Raw genomic sequence first — 19,128 nt, 5'->3', positions numbered from 1 at the left:
GGCGACGACGCCTTCTTGTTCCGGACATGGCGATGCTGCTCCTTCGACAGGAACGAGTACGAGATGGAGGACGGTGGTCGCCGTCCAGTAAGGAGCGACCCCGAAGGTCTCCTCGGACGATGCCGGACAGCCCGCGTCAGGCCGCGCGGGCTCGGGGACGGCACGCGTCACGACGCGTGCATGACACTCCGCTAGTCCCTTCTAGCGCAGCAAACGATGCCATCGCCGTTCCCGCAGCGTCAACCAGTCGACACAAAGAAGCTTGTAGAGCCGCTGCCAGGGCCCATCAAAGGCTTGGCAACGTTGCCGATCATTGCAAATCGTTGCCATCCCGGCCGAACGGGTTGACGAGAAATTGCGCCGTACTCACGCTGAGGGGCACCGAGGCACCGCCTCGTGACACAGAGGTGCCCGAGCAGGGAGCGCGGCCACGCGAGTGGGTCGGCGGCCCGCACGGCGATGGGGCGCCAGGTGTTGGCCGCGAGCACGCGGGGAACGGGGAGGTCTGGTCTTGGAGTCGCGTTCGTTGCCCTGGAGCAGGGTTCGGAGCGGGTGGGAGCGGTTCGCGGCCGGCTACCGGCGCCGGAGTTCCCTGGTGCTCCGCGCGTCGGTGGGACTGGTGTACCTGTGGTTCGGGGTGCTGAAGTTCGTCCCGGGCGCGAGTCCTGCCGAGGACGTCGCCACCCGCACCATGGAGCGCCTGACAATGGGACTGGTGTCCGCAGACGTCAGCCGCCCACTGCTGGCGTTGATGGAGGTGCTGATCGGCGTCGGACTGCTCTCCGGCGTGCTCCCACGGCTCACCCTGGTCGTGTTCTTCACGCACATGTCGGGCGTGTTCTCCGCGCTGCTGCTGCTTCCCGCCGAGACGTGGACGACCGTGCTCGTCGCCCCCTCCATGGAGGGGCAGTACATCATCAAGAACGTCGTACTGGTCGCCGCGGGACTGACCGTGGCAACCGCCTCACACGAGGGGAACGGCCGGCGACCTCCGCGATCGCGGGGCGGTCGCGGAGGTGCCGGGCGGGGCGACGTCGAGGGCCCCGCGGCGCCGGGCCGTGACCACGGCGGTCAGCCCTTGACGGCTCCGGAGGTGAGGCCGGAGACGACGGCGCGGCGGAAGACGAGGACGAGCAGGGCGATGGGCAGCATCGCGGCGGTGGCGGCGGCGAAGACGGTGCCGTAGGGGACGGTGTACTGGCTGCCGAACAGGGCGATGCCGACGGCGATGGTGCGGTACTGGTCGGAGGTGTTGAGGGTGAGGGCGAGGAGGAACTCGGTCCAGCAGGCCACGAAGGTGAAGACGCCGGCGGTGAACAGGCCGGGGCGGGCCTGCGGGAGGATGACGCTGACCACGGTGCGGATCGGGGAGGCGCCGTCCATCCAGGCCACCTCCTCCATCTCCCGGGGGATCGACAGGAAGTAGTTGCGCAGGATCCAGACGGCGAACGGCAGGTTGAAGGCCGTGTAGGCGAGGATCAGGCCCTGGTGGCTGTTGAGCCAGCCGATGTCACGCATCAGCAGGTACAGCGGTGCGGCGAGCGCGATGGTGGGGAAGAGCGAGATCATCAGCAGCGCGGTCATCACCGGCGTGGTACCGCGCAGCGGGAGCCGGGCGAGGGCGTAGGCGGCGAGCGTGCCGAGGCAGAGTACCAGCGCGGTGGAGGCGACCGAGACGATCGCGGAGTTGGCCAGGTAGGTTCCGAATTCGTACTCGGCGAAGGCGTCGGTGTAGTTCGCCGTGGTGGGGTCGCGCGGGAGTGGGGTCGGCGCGGCGCCGATCTCCAGGGGGCCGCGGAAGGAGCTGACCACGAGCCAGTACAGCGGGGCGGCGGTGAACAGGGCGACGAGGAGGGCGCCCAGGTTGCTCACCGTGAGCAGGCGGGGACGGTGCTGGCGGCGGCGGGCGGGGGCGTGGGATTCGGTCACGGTGGTCAGTCCCCTTCTCCGACCTGGGCGCGGAAGGCGCGCAGGAAGATCAGGCAGCCGAGGAGGACGAGGACGGTGGTGGTCGTGGCCACGGCAGCGCCGAGTCCGAAGTCGAGGTCCTGGAACATCACCCGGTAGCCGAGGAGCGCCAGGGATTCGGTGGAGGTGCCGGGCCCTCCCCCGGTCAACACGAAGGGCAGGTCGAAGATGCCGAACGCCTGGAGGACGCGGAAGAGGAGGGCGATGGCGAGTGTCTGCCGCAGGAGCGGCAGGCGGATCCGCCAGAACGTCGTCCACGGGTTCGCGCCGTCCACGCGGGCGGCCTCGACGATGTCGCCGGGGAGCATGACCAGGCCGGCGAGCACGATGACGGCCACGAACGGCGTGGTCTTCCAGATGTCGGCGACGGCCATGGAGGCGATCGCCGTCGCCGGGGTGCCGAGGAAGTTGACCTCACCCAGGAATGGGGTGACCAGGGCGTCGAGGACTCCGTAGACGCCGTTGTAGACGTACGCCCACAGCTGCGCGGAGATGACCGTGATCATGGCCCAGGGCATGAGAAGGAGTGCCATCATCCAGCCGCGGCCGGCCTCCAGGCGCTCGAGGACCAGGGCGATGACCGTGCCCAGGATCATTTCCACGATGACGGTGACCACCGTGTAGGCGACGGTGAAGACCAGTGCGTAGCGCCACCGGTCCGAGCCGAGCACGACCGCGTAGTTGTCCCCGGTCATGCCCAGCAGTCGGAAGCCGTTCGCGGAGACGGCCACCTCGTTGAGGCTCATGGCCACGGAGTAGGCGATGGGAAAGATGGTCACTGCCGCGACCACGAGCAGCGCCGGCAGGGCGAAGGCCCACCCCATACGGGCGGTACGGCGCTGCAGGGGCGAGCGCGCCGAGCCCCGGAGCGTGGGGCGGCCTTTCCTGCCGGGGGAAGCGTGGGCGAGCCGCACGTGTGCGGCCTGGTCAGGGGGCGTTGTCGAGGGCATCAGTGTCCCTGGGGAGTCGGGAACCGGAAGTGGAGGTGCCTCGTCGGTCGGCCGGCGGGGGTCCGCCGGCAAGGTGGGGCGCTGGCCGTCGGGAGGGCTCAGCGGCGGGGAAGAGGATGTGTGCGGGGCGCGGCGGGCCGGCGGTGTGTGCCGACCCGCCGCGCCGCGGTCACAGGGTGTCGCCGGAGACCGCGTCGTTGATCCGCGCCTGTGCCTCGGCGAGGGCCGTCGCCGGGGCGGTGGTCCCGGTGAGGGCGGCGTTGACGTTGGTGTAGACGCTCTGGCTGATCCGGGGGTACTCCGGAGTGGCGGAGGGCCGGGAGATCAGCCTGGTCTGCGCGGCGGCGGCCAGAACCGGGTTGGCGGCCTGGAGCTCCGGGTCGTTCAGGACGTCGGCGACGGCTGGGATCATGGAGTTCTCGGCAAGGATCCGCTGCGCCTGAGGGCCGGTCATCCACTCGACGAACGCCATGGTGGCACCGAGGTTGTCGGTGTGGGGGTTGATCATCAGGTTCCAGCCGCCGACGGCGGAGTAACCCGGTGGCTGCTGCCCCTCGAAGGTGGGCAGCGTGGTGATGCCGACCTTGCCGACGATCTCGGAGACCTCGGGATCGTTGGCGTCACCGTAGGCATAGCCCCAGTTGCGCAGGAAGGCCGCTCCGCCGCTGGTGAACAGTTGCTGGGCCTGCTGCTCCTGGAAGGTGGTCGTGGCCGCGGGGGTCACGCCCTCCTCGATCAGAGAGCGCATGAACTCCAGGGCACGCAGGGATTCCGGGGAGTCGATCGCCGCTTCCGTGGCGTCCGGGTTGAGGATGGAGGTGTCGGCGTCGGCCGCGAACTCCGTCCAGTTCACCGTCAGTCCCTCGTAGTTCGCCCACTGGGCGACGTAACCGTGTTCGACGGCGCCGGAGTCCTGCAGGCGCTTGGCCGTCTCGCGCAGCTCCTCCCACGTGGTGGGCACGGGTAGTCCCGCCTGTTCCAGGAGGTCCTGGCGGTAGACGAGGAAGCCCTGGTCGGTGAAGAGGGGGACGGCGACGTGGGAGCCGGCGTACTCGGTGCCCTCCGCGCGTCCCTCCGCGAAACGTTCCCAGAAGTCGGCTGGCAGGTAGTCGTCGACGGAGAGCGCCAGAGACGCCTGACCGAACTGGGCCGGCCAGACGACATCGCCGTTGTAGACGTCGACGCTGCTCGAACCACCGGAGATCTCCGTGGTGAGGGTGGAGCGGACCGTGTCGGTGTTGTTGGGCGCGGCCTGGAACTCCACGTCGATCTCCGGATGGGCGGCCTCGAACGCCTCGACGAGCTTCTCCGGCAGGCCGGCGGGCCCGAACGGCATCGCGTACCAGGTGATGGTTCCCTCGGCGGGCCCCGCTTCCGGGGTACCGGTTCCCGAGCCGCTCCCGCAGGCGGTGGCGGAGAGCACTACGGCGGTGGCGGCCGCCAGGACTTTCGCGGTTCTGGGGGACGTGTGGGGCACGGTGTCTCCTCATGGGTCGGGTGACGTGGCCGCGGACGGATGGCAGCGTGCTGTGACGAGCTGGGTCTGCTGGACGCCTAGGACAGGGGCGCGCGGACGATGTCACGGATGACGAGGCACGCCGCACCGCGCGCCCACAGGTCGTCGGTGACGGGGTCGAACAGCAGGTGACAGTCGCGGGCGGAGTCCGAGAAGGCGTGTTCCTCGAAGGCTTTGGTCATGGCCGGACCGAAGAGGTCCTGCGCGACGACCCCCTCGCCGGCGATCACCACGCGTTGCAGGTTGAGGATGTTGCACAGGCCCGCCAGGCCACGGCCGAGTGCCGCCCCGGCCCGGGAGAAGGCTTCTCGCGCGATGTCGCTCGCGGCCCCGGTCGCCGTCCGGGCGAGTGCCATGGCCTGTTCGATGGTCGCTGGATGAGCTGCTCCGGAGTCGCGCAGGTGCCGCAGCACCGCGGCAGTGGAGGACAGCACCTCCAGACAACCGACGCGACCGCACCCGCACACCGGGCCGTCCGGATCCTGCGGCAGGTGCCCGAACTCGCCGGCCATCCCGCTCGCGCCCGCGTACAGCCTGCTGTCCAGGAGCAGTCCGCATCCGATGCCCGGCCCCACGGTGACCACGGCGAAGGAGTCGACTTCCCGGCCGTGGCCGAACCACCGCTCGGCGACGACCAGGGTGTTGACGTCGTTGTTGACGACAACGGGCAGCCCGGTTCTCGCGGACAACGGACGGGCCACGTCCACATCCGCCCAGCCCAGGAGGGGCGAGACACGACACACGCCCGTGCGGGCGTCGACGTGTCCGCTTACTCCGACACCGATCCCGAGCACGGGATCGCCGTCGTCGCCCGAGGGAGCGTCCTTGATCAGCTGCCCGGCGAGGCGTGCGGCGGTGTCCAGCACCGTGCCGGCGGACGTGCTGGACAGCGGCAGGCTGCCACGGGCGATGACACGGGCTGCCATGTCCGTCAGCACGCCGACGACCCGCCCCGGACCGATCTTGATGCCGACCACCGCGTGCTTGCGCGCGTTGACCCGTAACAGCAGCTGGGGCCGTCCCGGGCCGGTGCGGGTAGCCTGCGACTCCTGCAGGTATCCCCCCTCCACCAGGGGCAGCAGCAGGCGTGTGACGGTGGACGGTGACACGCCCAGGCGATGGGCGATCCCGGTACGGGATATCGGCCCGTCGGTGAGGACGAGCGCGAACATCTCAGCCCGGGTCTGTTCACCGAGCAGGTCTGTCACGGGCGTGGAGTCCATCACCATCCGTCGCCTCCCCCTGTGCGCATGGGCATCCGAGCGCTCGCTGGTGCGGCCGACACCCGTCAACACCACACCCTCAGCGGTGCAGGGCAGAGGCCCGCGCACCGGATGACGTGAGTGTGTCGCGCTTATTTTCTTGCGTCAAGAAATTCGACAGGGTCGGATCATGCTGCGAACCACGGCCGCGGGGCAGTCCACGGGGCCCTCAGTCTCCGGGGAAGCAGAAGGGGCGAGGGTGTCCGCAGCGCGGCACCCTCGCCCCTTCCGGAGGCCGTCCCCCCGCATCCGGTGATTGTGGGGACTACATCGCCAGGTAGGCGCGGGCTTCGTAGGGGCGTAGGTGGTGGAAGGTGGGGGCGTCGTTGTGGGTGCTGATGAGGAGGTGGTGGTTGGGGCCGATGAGGGGGGTGGGGTCGAGGGGGACTTCGATCGGTTGGCCGGTCCAGTTGGCGATGACCAGGAGTTTGTGTTGGTCGTGGGTGCGGAGGTAGGCGTAGATGTCGTCGTGGTCGTCCAGGAGGGGGTGGAAGGTGCCGTGGACGATGACGGGGTGGGTCTTGCGGAGGGTGATGAGGCGTCGGTAGTGGTGGAAGACGGAGTTGTCGTCGGCGATGGCGGCTTCGGCGTTGATGTGCTGGTAGTTGTCGTTGACGGCGATCCAGGGGGTGCCGGTGGTGAAGCCGGCGCCGGGGCCGGCGTTCCATTGGACGGGGGTGCGGGCGTTGTCGCGGCCGCGGGCGCGGATGCCGCGCAGGGCCTGTTCGGGGGTGACCAGGCCGCCGCCGACGGCGGTGCGGTAGTAGTTGAGGATCTCGATGTCGCGGTAGTCGTCGATGCTGGTGAAGTGGGCGTTGGTCATGCCCAGTTCTTCGCCCTGGTAGATGTAGGGGGTGCCCTTCATCAGGTGCAGGACGGTGGCGAGCATCTTGGCGGAGGCGACGCGGGTGGTTTCGGTGGAGTCGTCGCCGAAGCGGGAGACGACGCGGGGCTGGTCGTGGTTGTTCCAGTACAGGCTGTTCCAGCCGTCCTCGGCGAGGCCCTGCTGCCAGCGGTTCAGTGACGCCCGGAGCACCGGTAGCGGGACGGGTACGGGGTCGAACTTGCCGCCGGGGCCGTCGTCGAGGTCGACGTGCTCGAACTGGAAGACCATGTTGACCTCGCGCCGCTCCGGCGCGGTGTAGAGACGGGCCTGCTCCAGGGTGACGCCGGGCATCTCGCCGACGGTCATCACGTCCCGGCCGGCCAGCACCGCATCGTTCATCTCCCGCAGGTAGCGGTGCACCATCGGGCCGTCGACGGCGTGGGCGAAGAAGGAGCCGTAGCCGTCGGCGCCGATCTCCGGGGAGGAGGGCAGGCCGGGCTCCTTGGAGATGAAGTTGATGACGTCCATTCGGAAGCCGTCCACGCCGCGGTCCAGCCACCAGCGCATCACCTCGTGGACGGCCTCCCGCACCTGCGGGTTCTCCCAGTTCAGATCCGGCTGGCGGCGGCTGAACAGGTGCAGGAAGTACTCCCCGGTCTTCTCGTCGTACTCCCAGGCCGAACCGGAGAAGACCGACCCCCAGTTGTTCGGCGGACCACCGTCCGCGGCCGGGGGCCGCCAGATGTACCAGTCCCGCTTGGGAGAGTCGACCGACTCGCGGGACTCCCTGAACCACGGATGCTCGTCCGAGGTGTGGTTCACGACCAGGTCCATCACCAGACGCATCCCGCGCTCGTGCAGACCGTCACGCAACCGCTCGAAGTCGGCCAGGGTGCCGAACTCGGGATTGATGCCGCAGTAGTCGCTGATGTCATAACCGTTGTCATCACCCGGCGAGGGGTACACCGGCGACAACCAGACCACGTCCACACCCAGCAGCTTCAGGTAGTCCAGCTTCTCGATTACCCCCGGCAGATCACCGATGCCGTCACCGTCACTGTCCCGGAAACTGCGCGGATACACCTGGTAGACCACCGCACTCTTCCACCAGTCACTGCCCTGCGAAACCGCCATACCCGTCCCTGCTCCCAACAGATCGTCCCTACGGTCACGTCGCTCCGCCGTTCAGTCGCGGAGGGCGACGCCGGACTGCACGCGCTGTGAGCACGACGCACCCCACACGCGACGCATGAGAACGTTGCCATCTCCGTCTGAGGCTGTCAATAAGGGATTTTCGCCTTGCAGTCCTTACTGCTACCCGGCAAGGCCGCAAACGTTGCCATCCGCTGGTGGCATCCGTTCAGGTGGGGACTGGCGTCAACGACTCCTGGCTCAGGAGGACTCGCCGGCGCTGGGGCCGGCCAACGAGGAGGTCGGTCGTGGGCCGGCTGTGGTGCCACGAACGACGAGGTGGGTCGGCAACTGCAGGTGGGTGTCGGTTCGCCCCGTGCCATCCAGGACGTCCAGGGCCAACTGGGCCGCCTGCGCGCCAAGGTCGTACACCGGTTGGGCAACGGTGGTGAGGTCGAACAGGGCCGCGGTTTCCTGGTCGTCGAACCCGACCACGGACATCACCCCGGGGACGGCCAGCCGCGAGCGCTCCAGCGTCCTCAGAACTCCGAGGGCGAGGTCGTCCGTCTCGGTGACGATCGCGGTGGGGGGATCGCTCAGGGAGAGGAGCTCCGCCGCCGCCAGCGCTCCACCATCGATGCCGGTCTTGGCGGTGACCACGACCAGCTCGAGCCCGGCATCCGCGGTGGCCTTCCGGCAGCCCACGACGCGTTGACGCGAATGCCAGGAGAAACCGGTGTCATCACGCGCCTGTACATAGGCGACGCGGGTGTGACCGAGGTTGAGCAGGTGCCGGGTGGCGTCCGCCGCCGCAGCGGCCTCGTCGATGAAGACGCTGGGGAAGCCGTCCACCTCGTCACTGCAGAAGACGACGGGCACTCCCAACCTGCGAAGGTGCTCCAGTTCCTCGTCGGCCGGTCTCAGGGAGAGGGCGATCACCGCGTCGACGTTGCGCCGCAGCGGCAGCGTACGCAGATACGAGGACAGCGCCGTGGTGTCACCCACCTCGTAGACGACCATGTCCGTCCCGGTGGAGCGCAACCGCGAGTAGATGCCGGCCATGGCGACGCCGAAGAACCACGGCTGGAGGAAGGGCGCTATGACGGCTATGCGACCAGTCCTCCCCGTGACCAGGCTCGACGCTCCCCGCGAGATGACATAGGAGAGCTCCATCGCCGCCTGCTCCACCCGGTGACGCACCTCCGGGGCCACTCCGGGCACTCCCCGCAGGGCCCGGGAGACCGTTGACAACGACACTCCGGCACGCCGTGCCACATCGCTCATCCGGGGGTGCTCCGAGGCTGTCATGGGGCGATGGTAACGGGTCGTGCAAGTAGGGGGGCATTGGGTGAGAGGGCTCGCCAACGTTGCCATCGCTGCCATCAGTCTCGTTTCTTGCCTGACAGAAATAAGCTGTTCACTTGGTATTGACGCCCCTGGGGCTGAGTGACATCGTTTGCTGGCGATGTGCAGGTCACAGGTCGCCCGCCCCTCTGCAAGGCGTGCGCGACCCTGCACCAAGTGTCACTCTCCGTGAGGAACGGTAGATACCCTCCAGGGTGGCCCTTCCGAAGTTGTCCATGGACGCCGCTGGAGGCGCCCGCGCATATGGAGGATCCGTGAGCCGCAGATCTTCGTCAGCCCGTCTCCGCCGACGGCGCCCAGGCGCCGGCAAGCACGGTTTCTCGTGGCGCCGTGCCGTGGTGGTGTTTCCGTTGGTGTTGGCCCTGGTGCCGGTGGTGGCCGGGTGTGGGGTCGGTGCGGGTGGTGATGACGGTGTGGTCGAGTTGGAGTTCTTCCAGGCGAAGCCGGAGGCGGTGGCGAGTTTCGACGCGTTGATCGCGGAGTTCGAGGCGGCTCATCCGGGGATCGATGTTCGGCAGAACCAGGTGCCGAACGCGGGGACGGCGCTGCGTACCCGGTTGGTGAAGAACGATGTGCCGGACGTGATCGCGTTGGACGGGACCGCGACCTACGGGGAGTTGGCCGAGGCGGGGGTGTTCGCGGACTTCACCGGTGATCCGGCCCTGGAGGCGATCCAGCCGGGTGTGGTGGAGGTGTTGAACGGGGTGGGCTCCCGGCCGGGGGAGACCAACGGTGTGCCGTTGTCCACGAACGCCAACGGGGTGCTCTACAACGTGGAGGCGTTCGCCGAGTTGGGGTTGGAGCCGCCGACCACGTGGGACGAACTGGTTCGGGTGTGTGAGGAGATCGAGGCGGCGGGGCGGACTCCGTTCGCGTTCACGTGGAAGGACGCGTGGACGGCGATGGTCGGCTTCAACTCGCTGGCGGCGAGTCTGGCGCCGGAGGGGTTCTTCGACGACCGGGAGGCCGACCGCACCACGTTCGCTGCGGATTTCGGGGAGGTCGCGGAGCGGTTCACGGCGTTGAAGGAGTTCGGCAACGAGGATCCGTTCGGCACCGACTACAACACCGGGAACGCGATGTTCGCCCGGGGTGAGGCGTTGATGTTGACCCAGGGGATCTGGGCGATCAGCGCGATCAAGCAGGTCAACCCGGACATCACGGTGGGCGCTTTCGCGATGCCGGCCGCGGACGACCCGGCGGACAACCGGCTGGTGTCGGGTGTGGACACGGTGCTGACCACGGGGGTGGACACCGAGCACCCCGAAGAGGTCCGGGAGTTCATCCGATTCCTGACCAGCAAGGAAGCCTCCGCCCAGTACATCGCCGAGCAGGGCCTGTTCTCCGCCCGGGTCGACGTCCCCCAGCAGGACCCGGCACTGGCCTCCCTCAACCCCTACTTCGCTTCCGGTCAGGTGACCGGGTATCCCGAGCACCGGTTCGCGCCGGCGGTGCCGCTGCAGGCGATCACCCAGGAGTTCCTGATCTCCGAGGACGCCGGCGCGTTCCTGCGGGAGCTCGACGACGAATGGGAGAAGGTGCAGGCCCGCAGCTGACACACCCCGCCGCGCGCCCCGGGACACCGCCGAAAGCCGCTTTGTTGCGGAAGAGAGAGAAGCACGATGCCCAGATCCAGGGTCTTCTACTGGATGGCCGCTCCGGCCGTCATCCTGTTCTTCGTCCTGCACACCCTGCCCGCCCTCCAGGGCGCCTTCTACAGCCTGACCAACTTTAGCGGCTACGGCGACTGGGAGTTCGTGGGCCTGCGCAACTACGCCGCGATGACCAGGGATGACCGCATCCTCGACTCCTACCTGTTCACCCTCGGCTTCGCCATCGCCGCCACCATCGCCACCAACGTGATCGCCCTGGCCATCGCGGTCGGACTGAACTCCCGCATCTGGTTCCGCAAGACCCTGCGCGCGATCTTCTTCCTGCCCAACGTGCTCTCCGTGCTCATCGTGGGCTTCGTCTTCAACTACTTCTTCGCGTTCATCCTCCCCCAATGGGGAGCCAGCTGGGGCATCGACCGACTCGCCGTCAACATCCTCGGCGACCCCGACCTCGCCTGGATCGGCGTGGTCATCGTCACCGTCTGGCAGGCAGTCGCCTTCAACATCATCATCTACCTCGCCGGCCTGCAAACCATCGGCGCCGACATCTACGAGGCCGCCGCCATCGACGGCGCCACCCCCTGGCAACGCTTCCGACGCATCACCTTCCCCCTCATCGCCCCGTTCTTCACCATCAACATGGTCCTCGCCCTACGCGGCTTCCTCCAAGTCTTCGACCAGATCATGGCCCTAACCGGCGGCGGCCCCGGCAACGCCACCCAGTCCATCTCCGTCCTCATCTTCCAAGGCGGCTTCCAAGGCGGCGAATTCGCCTACCAATCCGCCAACGCCGTCATCTACTTCCTCCTCATCGCCGGACTGTCCCTGCTCCAGCTGCGCGTCCTGCAGCGCCGAGAGGTGAACGCATGATGCACACCCGAAACAACTGGCTGGTCACCACACTCCTCTGCGCGGCATCCCTCACCGTCGCCCTCCCCCTCTACCTCACCATCACCATCGCGCTGAAAAGCCCGGAACAGACCGCCACCTCCGCACTCGCCCTGCCACTGGACCCGCAATGGGACAACTTCAGCCGGGCCATCGAAACCACCGGCTTCTTCCGCGCACTCCTCAACAGCACGATCATCACCATCGCCGTGGTCGTCCTGGTCGTCCTGACCAACTCACTGGTCGCCTACGCCATCGCCCGCAACATGCACCGCCGACTCTTCCGCGGCCTGTACTACTACCTCATCAGCGCCCTGTTCATCCCCTTCCCCATCATCATGCTCCCCGTCGTACGACAAATGAGCATGATCGGACTCGACAACCAGATCGGCCTGATCCTCCTCTACGTCGTCTACGGGCTGTCCTTCAACGTCTTCCTCTACACCGGCTACCTCCGCTCCATCCCCCGCGAACTCGAAGAAGCCGCCGCACTCGACGGCACCAACACCTGGCAGACCTTCTGGCGCGTCATCTTCCCCCTCCTCACCCCCATCAACGCCACCGTCGCCGTCCTCACCTGCCTGACCACCTGGAACGACTTCCTCCTCCCCCTGGTCATGCTCGGCGACCGCGACTCCTTCACCCTCCCCCTGGTCCAATACGCCTTCCAAGGACAGTTCAACACCGACTACAACCTCGCCTTCGCCTCCTACCTCATGGCCCTCGCCCCCATGGTCATCCTCTACGTCACCGCCCAACGCTGGATCATCTCCGGCGTCATGCGCGGAGCCATCCGATAACCCCACACGGAGCCGCCACACCGGCCGCCCCTCCCCTCACCGAGGGAATTCCACTCGAACTCGCCGAACCTTCCTGACCCCGCACACGCGCTCGGGCCGCTCCCTGGAGGAGGCGGCCCGAGCGCATTTCCCGGCGTTGGCGCCCATGGCCGCGAGCATCTCGACCACCGGGCCTCCGTGAGGGCGCTTACTGATTGTTTCAGAATGGGTTGATCCACAGGTCTTGCACTCGGTGGCCTTGGCCGGCAGGGTGTCCAGCGTGCGTGGTGATCTTGTTCCTGACGACCTGTGGAAGCGGGTGGCCCCGCTATTGCCGCCTACTCCCGAACGGCGCCACCGGCATCCTGGGCGGCTTCGCGTGCCGGACCGGGCAGCACTCGCCGGCATACTGTTTGTGCTGCGGACCGGTGTCGCGTGGCGTGATGTTCCTGCGGAGACGGTGGGCTGCTCGGGTGTGACGGCCTGGCGTCGACTGCGGGACTGGACCGAGGCCGGCCGTGTGGCCGCGCCTGCACGCCGTCCTGCTGACCGAATTGCGCCGTGCCGGTCTGCTGGACCCGGACGATTGTTCCGTGGACGGATCGCATGTCCGGGCCCTCAAAGGGGGGATCATGTCGGTCCCTCGCCCGTTGACCGTGCCCGTCCCGGTTCCAAGCACCATCTGATCGTAGACCGTCACGGAACCCCACTCGCCGTGACTCTCATCGGTGGTAACCGGCACGATGTCACCCAGCTTCTGCCGCTGTTGGACGCCGTTCCACCGATTCGAGGCCGGCGAGGACGTCCCCGCCGCAAGCTCCGGCGTCTGTATGCCGACCGGGGCTACGACTTCGACAAGCACCGTCGCCTGCTGTGGAAGCGGGGCATCAAGCCGTTGATCGCCCGGCGCGGCGTCGCCCACGGTTCCGGGCTGGGCAAGGTGCGCTGTGTGGTGGAGCGCTCCTTCGCCTGGTTGCACCAGTCCAAACGGCTCCGCATCCGCTACGAGCGACGCGCCGATCTCCATCAGGGTCTGCTCGAACTGGCCTGCAGTCTCATATGCCTGCGCCGCCTGCGGACCCAATCCTGAAATGATCATTTATGCCCGCAGAGCGCGAGGTTGTGCACGGCGCTCTTGCTTCGGCCACGGTGAGGGCGAAGCACGTAAACCGCGAGGAGGGCCGGGCCTGGATGTCGGTGGCGTGCTCGTCGTAGGAGTTCGTGGTGAGCATCGCGTCGTCGAGTGCGGCGCCCACGGCGTCCGCGCGTTCCGGCTCGGTGGGGCGTTCACTCGCCGCGTGAGGAGCCTCAGACGTACGACCGTAGCCAGCGCAGCTTGGCCGCCTCGTGGTACGGGCCGTCGCCCTCGTGGTCGTTGAAGTCGTAGACCTCGATGGCCTTGTCGAAGCCGGCCCAGGCGTTGAACGCCGCGAAAACGGTTGACGGGGGGCAGGTCTGGTCCCCCAGCGCTGCCGAGAACAGTGCGGGCGCGCGGCCGCGGGCGGCGAAGTGGACGGCGTCGAAGTACGACAGCGTGTGCAGGGCGTCCTCGGCGCGGCCTCGGTGTGTCTTGAGGTAGAGGCCGACTTCGCGGTACGGGTGTCGGTCCGTGAGCGTCGTGGCACGGGGGAAGTCGCACAGGAACGGCACGTCCGGCGCCACCGCGGCCATCCCCGCCGCTGCCCTGCCCCCGGGTGTCCATCACGAAGTGCGTCCGGCCGCTGGACGCCCACAGCAGGTCCTCGTGGGGGAGGCCGCGTCCGCCGCCGTAGCCCATGAACTCCACCACCAGAGGCACCGGCTCTTCGGCATCGGCCGGCAGTCGCTGCCAGCCCTTCACTGGATGACCGCCGAAACCGGCGAACGTCACGTCGTACACCCGGACTGTCGACAGCCCGGCTCGAAGCGGGCATCCACGTCGAACTCGCGCGCCTCGTGCAGCGTCCTGGCCCAGAAGGCATCGAAGTCCTCAGGGGCGACCGAGTCGCTGCGATATGCGCGGAGTTCGTCGAGCGGGAGGTCGATCAGGACTATGCGGCACCACCTTCGGCAGGTAGGGGGTCGCTCACACCGAGCGCGGAAGCGCATCCAGGCCCCCCTTGAGAGCACTGATTAATTATTATTTAATGCCTTGATCGTGTCCAGTGTCCCCTGCCACCCATCGGAGCCCTCTCGTGGACCTCGCAGACTTCCCCCACCGCCTGAGCCATCGCAGGCTCGCCGCCATCGTGCGCGGACGCTCGGCGCACGCCGCTCTGCACACCGTGCTCACGTTGGTGGAGGAGGGGGTCGATCTCATCGAGGTCTCCCTCAATACCGACGACGCCTGCGGTGTGATCGCGAAGGCCGTTCGCTCGGTCGGCCAGGATGCCTTCATCGGTGCGGGCACCGTCGTCACGCGCCATGATCTGCTGCGCGCCCAGGATGCCGGTGCCACCTGGGTGGTCACCCCCGTCGTGGGCGAGGGCGTCACCGCCGCCGTGGAGCAGGGCCTGCCCGTACTGGCGGGGGCCCTGACCCCTACGGAGGCCGCCACCGCGATGGCCGCCGGTGCCACCGCGGTGAAGCTCTTCCCCGCCTCCATCGGCGGGCCCGCCTACCTCCGGGCCCTGAAGGACCCCTTCCCCGACCTCCCTTTGGTTCCCGTCGGCGGTGTGGACGCGCAGGCGATACCGGAGTACTTCGCGGCCGGCGCTCTCGCCGTCGGCGTCGGCTCGCCGTTGGTCGGCGACGCCGCCCACGGCGGCGACCTGGACGGACTGCGGCTGCGGGCCCGCCGGTTCCGCGCGGCGTGCCAGGGAGAGGAGCGCGCCGCGTGAACTCCGGAACGGTCGCCGATGTGCTCACCTTCGGCGAGACGATGCTGTCCCTTCAAGCGGAGGGGCCTCTGGCCACGGGCGCCCCGACCCGTACGGCGGTGGCCGGCGCCGAGTCGAACGTCGCCATCGGGCTGGCCCGCCTGGGCCACCGGGTGTCCTGGGCGGGGCGCCTCGGCGCGGACGAGCCGGCCCGCCTGGCCCTGCGGACGCTGCGGGGTGAAGGCGTCGATGTGCGCCACGCCACGACCGATCCCGAAGCGCCCACGGGTGCCCTGCTGCGCGAGCGCCTGGTGGCCGACGTGACGCGTGTGCACTACTGGCGGTCGGGATCCGCCGCATCCCTCCAGCAACCCGAACACCTCGCGCCGGCCCTGGCCGCGGGAGCCCGCGTGCTTCATGTCACCGGCATCACCTGTGCCCTCGGTGCGGGCCCCCGCGCGACGGTGACCGCCGCCGTCGAACACGCTTCGGCGCACGGCTGGACGGTGGTCCTCGACGTCAACTACCGCGCCCGCCTCTGGAGCCGGGGCCGGGCGACGGAGGCCATGCGCCGGCTCAGTGGCAGCGTCGACGTGGTCATCGCTTCGGACGACGAGCTCTCCCTGATCGCCGGTGGCGAGGAATCACTGGAGGAAGTCACCCAGGTGCGCCGGCTGCTGGACGACGGGGCACGCGAGGTGGTCGTCAAGCGCGGAGGCGACGGCGCGGACCTGTACACCGCCGACGGCGAGCACTTCCACCAGCCCGCTCATCGTGTCCCGGTCCTCGACACCGTGGGTGCCGGGGACGCGTTCTGCGCCGGATACCTCTCGGGGCTCCTGGACGGTTTGCCACCGGCCGATCGCCTGCGACGCGCCGGCACCACCGGCGCGTTCGCGGTCGCCAGCCGCGGCGACTGGGAGGGACTGCCCCACCGCGACGAACTCGCCCTCCTCGACGTCCCGCCCGGAAGCGCCATCCGCTGAGCAGCCCTCCTCCTCGACCACCTATCGCCGGAGTTCCGCCATGTCCACGCACCTTCGTACACCCGAGGTCGGCACCGAGTTCACGCCCGTCGCCGTCGACCGGCTCGAACTGGGCGAGGGGGTACGCATCCTGAGGGACGGGCGCGTCGTGCTCGTCGACATCCTCGCCGGCCGGCTGCTGAGCCTGCCGGACACTCCCGGCGCCCCACTGATCGAGCTTGCCCGCCTCGAAGAACCGCTCGGCGCCGTCGCGCCCTTGGCGGCCGGGGCCGGATTCCTCGCCGCAGCGGGCACCGGTTTCACCAGGCTCGCCCCGGACGGCAACCTCATCAGTCGTACGAGTCTGCCAGACCTCGAGGGGTGGCCGCCGCGCCGGATGAACGACGCCGCTTGCGACGCGCAGGGCCGCTTCTGGGCCGGCTCGATGGCCTACGACGCCGCTCCCGGCGCGGGGGCGCTGCACCGACTGGATCCCGACGGCACCGTCGTCACCGTCCTGAAGGGCCTGACCGTTCCCAACGGCCCTGCGGTCAGCCCCGACGGGGCCACCCTGTATCTCGCCGACAGCGCCGAGGGCACCGTGTACGCCTATGACATGGATCCGGCGACGGGGGCGCTGTCAGGCCGACGCGTCTTCTTCCGGCTCGCCCCGGGAAACGGCAGCCCCGACGGGATGACCGTGGACGACGAAGGCCGCTTGTGGTCGGCGGTGTGGGGAGCGGCGCAGGTCCGCTGCTACGCGCCGGACGGACGGCTCCTGCTGACGCTCGACGTGCCTGCCCAGCAGCCCACCAGCGTGTGCCTGACCGGCAACCGGCTGATCGTGACCACTGCCCGGTACGGCCTCCCGGCTCCCAGTCCGCTGGACGGCGCGGTGCTGTCCGTCCCCTGTGACGCCACGGCGCCCCCTGCGGCGTCCCGGACCGTCTGTTCCTGACCCGACGGTCGGCACGGCGGGCAGGAGAACCTCTTGGCACCCCTCAATAATTCATATTTAATTTGAGGGTTGCCGCTGTTCTTCCCGAGGAGACCTCTCATGCACCTCGCCGCCACCTCCCCAGCCGACCGCTTCGACGGCCGCTGCGTGCTGATCACCGGCGCCGCGTCCGGGATCGGCGCGGCAACGGCTCACCGGCTCGCCGCCGAGGGCGCTCGTGTCGTCGTCGCGGACATCGACGAGGAGGCGGGGCAGGCCGTGGCGGCCTCGGTCCGAGAGGCTGGCGGCCACGCGCTGTTCCAGCGGTGCGACGTCTCCGAGGAGTCGTCCTGGGGCGAGACGGTGAAGGCTGCGCGAGAGGCGTTCGGCCCGATTCGGGCGCTGGTGAGCAACGCTTATTCCGTGCGGGTCGCCGCAGCCCACCAGACCAGCGCGGCCGAATGGAACCGTCAGCTGGCCGTGAGCCTCACCGGATCGTTCCTCGGCGTGCGCGCCTGCCTGGACGACCTGGTCGCGACCGGCGGCAGCGTGGTGCTCGTCTCCTCGGTGCACGCCCTGGTGGGTCTGCCCGGGCGTCCCGCGTACGCCGCGGCGAAGGCCGGTTTGACGGGGCTGGCCCGGCAGTTGGCCGTCGAGTACGGCGGGCGCGTCCGGGTGAACAGTGTGCTGCCCGGTCCGGTGCTGACCCGTGCCTGGGAGGGCATTGCCGAGGAGGACCGGCAGGCGACCGCCGCGGAGACCGCCGCCGGCCGCCTCGGCCGCCCCGAGGAGGTCGCCGCCGCGATCGCCTTCCTGGCGAGCGACGACGCCTCGTTCGTGACCGGTGCCTCGCTCGTCGTCGACGGCGGCTGGAGCGTTTTGAAGAACTCCTCGTGACCCCGCCGGATCTCGCGGCCGGCCCCTTGTCTTGTGCTGCCCTTTGGAGCAAACCTCTTGAAGATCACCCGTGTTGAAACTTTCGCTGTTCCGCCCCGCTGGCTGTTCTGCCGCATCGAGACCGACGAAGGCGTGGTCGGATGGGGCGAGCCCGTCGTGGAGGGCCGGGCGGCCACCGTCCGTACCGCCGTGCACGAGCTGGCCGAGTATCTGATCGGTCAGGATCCGATGCGGATCGAGGACCACTGGCAGATGATGACCAAGGGGTCGTTCTACCGCGGCGGCCCGGTCCTCTCCAGCGCCGTCGCAGGACTCGACCAGGCTCTGTGGGACATTGCGGGCAAGACCCTCGGCGTGCCGGTCCATGTGCTGCTGGGCGGTCCGGTGCGCGAGCGGGTGCGGGCCTATAGCTGGGTGGGCGGCGATGATCCCGCCGAGATCGCCGATGCCGTCAGTGCGCAGGTCGAGGCCGGCTTCACTGCGGTCAAGATGAATGCCTGCGGGCGGATGAACCGGCTGGCCACCGCGGCGGACATCGCCGCCGTCGTCGAACGGGCCGCCACGGCCCGCGAGGTCCTCGGCCCCGACCGGGACTTCGCCATGGACTTCCACGGCCGGTTCACCGCCGCCAACGCGCGCCGCGTCCTGCCCCACCTCGCTCCGCTGTCTCCTCTGTTCGTCGAGGAACCCGTCCTGCCCGAGTACACCCACCGCCTCGGCGACACGGTCGCGGCCTCGTCCGTCCCGATCGCCACCGGCGAGCGGCTCTACTCGCGCACCGAGGCCCTGCCCGCACTGCAGGCCGGCATCGCGGTCCTGCAGCCGGACCTCTCGCACGCGGGCGGGATCTCCGAGGTACGCCGCATGGCGTCACTGGCCGAGACCTTCGACGTGCTGCTCGCCCCACACTGCCCGCTGGGCCCGATCTCCCTGGCGGCGAGCCTCCAGGTCGCCTTCAGCACGCCGAACTTCCTCATCCAGGAACAGAGCATCGGCATCCACTACAACGAAGGCGCCGAGATGCTGGACTACGTCGTCGACCGCGAGGTGTTCCGCTTCGAGGAGGGCCACATCCGCCGGCCTCTCGGGGCCGGTCTCGGCATCGAGGTCGACGAGAAGGCCGTCCGCGAGGCCGACGGCATCGCCCCGGACTGGCACAACCCCACCTGGCAGCACGCGGACGGCTCCTTCGCCGAGTGGTAGCCCCCTCTCACCACACGCTCGTGGGCGGCG

The 19,128-nt window shown here is 68.9% G+C and carries 16 protein-coding genes and 1 pseudogene; 10 read left to right on the top strand and 7 right to left on the bottom strand.

The features are described from left to right. Positions 1–511 precede the first annotated feature (511 nt). Positions 512–1,186, top strand: coding sequence for a hypothetical protein (locus FHU37_RS03430; protein ID WP_179812739.1), 675 nt, complete (start codon positions 512–514; stop codon positions 1,184–1,186). Here the strand turns inward: FHU37_RS03430 and FHU37_RS03425 are convergent. From FHU37_RS03425 to FHU37_RS03400, 6 genes are all read right to left on the bottom strand, one after another. Next, on the bottom strand, positions 1,072–1,929 hold the full coding sequence (locus tag FHU37_RS03425; protein WP_179812738.1) for a carbohydrate ABC transporter permease: 858 nt from the start codon (positions 1,927–1,929) through the stop codon (positions 1,072–1,074). The two genes, FHU37_RS03430 and FHU37_RS03425, sit on opposite strands and share 115 nt — an antisense overlap. Before the next feature lie 5 nt (positions 1,930–1,934). Further along, positions 1,935–2,747 (bottom strand): carbohydrate ABC transporter permease, encoded by an 813-nt coding sequence (locus FHU37_RS27710; protein ID WP_312892404.1) that lies wholly within the window; start codon positions 2,745–2,747, stop codon positions 1,935–1,937. A gap of 340 nt (positions 2,748–3,087) precedes the next feature. After that, positions 3,088–4,395 (bottom strand): ABC transporter substrate-binding protein, encoded by a 1,308-nt coding sequence (locus FHU37_RS03415; RefSeq protein ID WP_179812736.1) that lies wholly within the window; start codon positions 4,393–4,395, stop codon positions 3,088–3,090. Between the two features lie 77 nt (positions 4,396–4,472). Then, a complete protein-coding gene (locus FHU37_RS03410; RefSeq protein ID WP_179812735.1) occupies positions 4,473–5,663 on the bottom strand; it encodes an ROK family transcriptional regulator in 1,191 nt (396 codons plus the stop codon). A gap of 298 nt (positions 5,664–5,961) precedes the next feature. Further along, positions 5,962–7,656 (bottom strand): glycoside hydrolase family 13 protein, encoded by a 1,695-nt coding sequence (locus tag FHU37_RS03405; protein ID WP_179812734.1) that lies wholly within the window; start codon positions 7,654–7,656, stop codon positions 5,962–5,964. Positions 7,657–7,914: 258 nt separating this feature from the next. After that, the gene (locus FHU37_RS03400; protein ID WP_246449545.1) at positions 7,915–8,961 is read right to left on the bottom strand and encodes a LacI family DNA-binding transcriptional regulator; all 1,047 of its coding nucleotides are present in this window, start codon (positions 8,959–8,961) and stop codon (positions 7,915–7,917) included. 251 nt (positions 8,962–9,212) lie between these two features. On the opposite strand from FHU37_RS03400, the gene FHU37_RS03395 reads away from it, so the two are divergent. From FHU37_RS03395 to FHU37_RS03380, 4 genes are all read left to right on the top strand, one after another. After that, positions 9,213–10,574, top strand: a complete 1,362-nt coding sequence (locus FHU37_RS03395; protein ID WP_179812733.1) for an ABC transporter substrate-binding protein — start codon at positions 9,213–9,215, stop codon at positions 10,572–10,574. A gap of 66 nt (positions 10,575–10,640) precedes the next feature. Continuing rightward, on the top strand, positions 10,641–11,501 hold the full coding sequence (locus FHU37_RS03390; RefSeq protein WP_179812517.1) for a carbohydrate ABC transporter permease: 861 nt from the start codon (positions 10,641–10,643) through the stop codon (positions 11,499–11,501). After that, a complete protein-coding gene (locus tag FHU37_RS03385) occupies positions 11,498–12,319 on the top strand; it encodes a carbohydrate ABC transporter permease (RefSeq protein ID WP_218903923.1) in 822 nt (273 codons plus the stop codon). The genes FHU37_RS03390 and FHU37_RS03385 overlap by 4 nt, the downstream gene beginning before the upstream one ends. A 232-nt stretch (positions 12,320–12,551) precedes the next feature. After that, entirely contained in the window at positions 12,552–13,388 is an 837-nt protein-coding gene (locus FHU37_RS03380; protein ID WP_312892403.1) for an IS5 family transposase, read from the top strand. 218 nt (positions 13,389–13,606) lie between these two features. On the opposite strand, the pseudogene FHU37_RS03375 reads toward FHU37_RS03380, so the two are convergent. Then, positions 13,607–14,332, bottom strand: a pseudogene (locus FHU37_RS03375) (acetylxylan esterase). A gap of 140 nt (positions 14,333–14,472) precedes the next feature. On the opposite strand from FHU37_RS03375, the gene FHU37_RS03370 reads away from it, so the two are divergent. From FHU37_RS03370 to dgoD, 5 genes are all read left to right on the top strand, one after another. Beyond that, a complete protein-coding gene (locus FHU37_RS03370) occupies positions 14,473–15,117 on the top strand; it encodes a bifunctional 4-hydroxy-2-oxoglutarate aldolase/2-dehydro-3-deoxy-phosphogluconate aldolase (protein ID WP_179812732.1) in 645 nt (214 codons plus the stop codon). Beyond that, positions 15,114–16,082: a sugar kinase gene (locus FHU37_RS03365; protein WP_179812731.1), complete on the top strand. Its 969-nt coding sequence runs from the start codon at positions 15,114–15,116 to the stop codon at positions 16,080–16,082. The genes FHU37_RS03370 and FHU37_RS03365 overlap by 4 nt, the downstream gene beginning before the upstream one ends. 40 nt (positions 16,083–16,122) lie before the next feature. Next, entirely contained in the window at positions 16,123–17,019 is an 897-nt protein-coding gene (locus tag FHU37_RS03360; protein WP_179812730.1) for an SMP-30/gluconolactonase/LRE family protein, read from the top strand. Between the two features lie 99 nt (positions 17,020–17,118). Next, positions 17,119–17,895 (top strand): SDR family NAD(P)-dependent oxidoreductase, encoded by a 777-nt coding sequence (locus FHU37_RS03355; protein ID WP_179812729.1) that lies wholly within the window; start codon positions 17,119–17,121, stop codon positions 17,893–17,895. A 57-nt stretch (positions 17,896–17,952) separates the two neighbouring features. Then, positions 17,953–19,098: a galactonate dehydratase gene (gene dgoD, locus FHU37_RS03350; protein ID WP_179812728.1), complete on the top strand. Its 1,146-nt coding sequence runs from the start codon at positions 17,953–17,955 to the stop codon at positions 19,096–19,098. Positions 19,099–19,128: the final 30 nt, after the last annotated feature.

Origin of the sequence: Allostreptomyces psammosilenae (assembly GCF_013407765.1) — a bacterium.
In the GTDB taxonomy this organism is placed as follows: Bacteria; Actinomycetota; Actinomycetes; order Streptomycetales; family Streptomycetaceae; genus Allostreptomyces; species Allostreptomyces psammosilenae.
Note: the sequence above shows the minus strand (reverse complement) of the source record. Positions and strands in the feature narration are given on the sequence as shown.

Bases quoted from the DNA above. Each gene is read 5' to 3' on its own strand.
- FHU37_RS03410 (WP_179812735.1), bottom strand. From the start codon at position 5,663: ATGGTGATGGACTCCACGCCCGTGACAGACCTGCTCGGTGAACAGACC.
- FHU37_RS03405 (WP_179812734.1), bottom strand. From the start codon at position 7,656: ATGGCGGTTTCGCAGGGCAGTGACTGGTGGAAGAGTGCGGTGGTCTAC.
- FHU37_RS03400 (WP_246449545.1), bottom strand. From the start codon at position 8,961: ATGACAGCCTCGGAGCACCCCCGGATGAGCGATGTGGCACGGCGTGCC.
- FHU37_RS03390 (WP_179812517.1), top strand. From the start codon at position 10,641: ATGCCCAGATCCAGGGTCTTCTACTGGATGGCCGCTCCGGCCGTCATC.
- FHU37_RS03385 (WP_218903923.1), top strand. From the start codon at position 11,498: ATGATGCACACCCGAAACAACTGGCTGGTCACCACACTCCTCTGCGCG.
- FHU37_RS03360 (WP_179812730.1), top strand. From the start codon at position 16,123: ATGTCCACGCACCTTCGTACACCCGAGGTCGGCACCGAGTTCACGCCC.
- FHU37_RS03355 (WP_179812729.1), top strand. From the start codon at position 17,119: ATGCACCTCGCCGCCACCTCCCCAGCCGACCGCTTCGACGGCCGCTGC.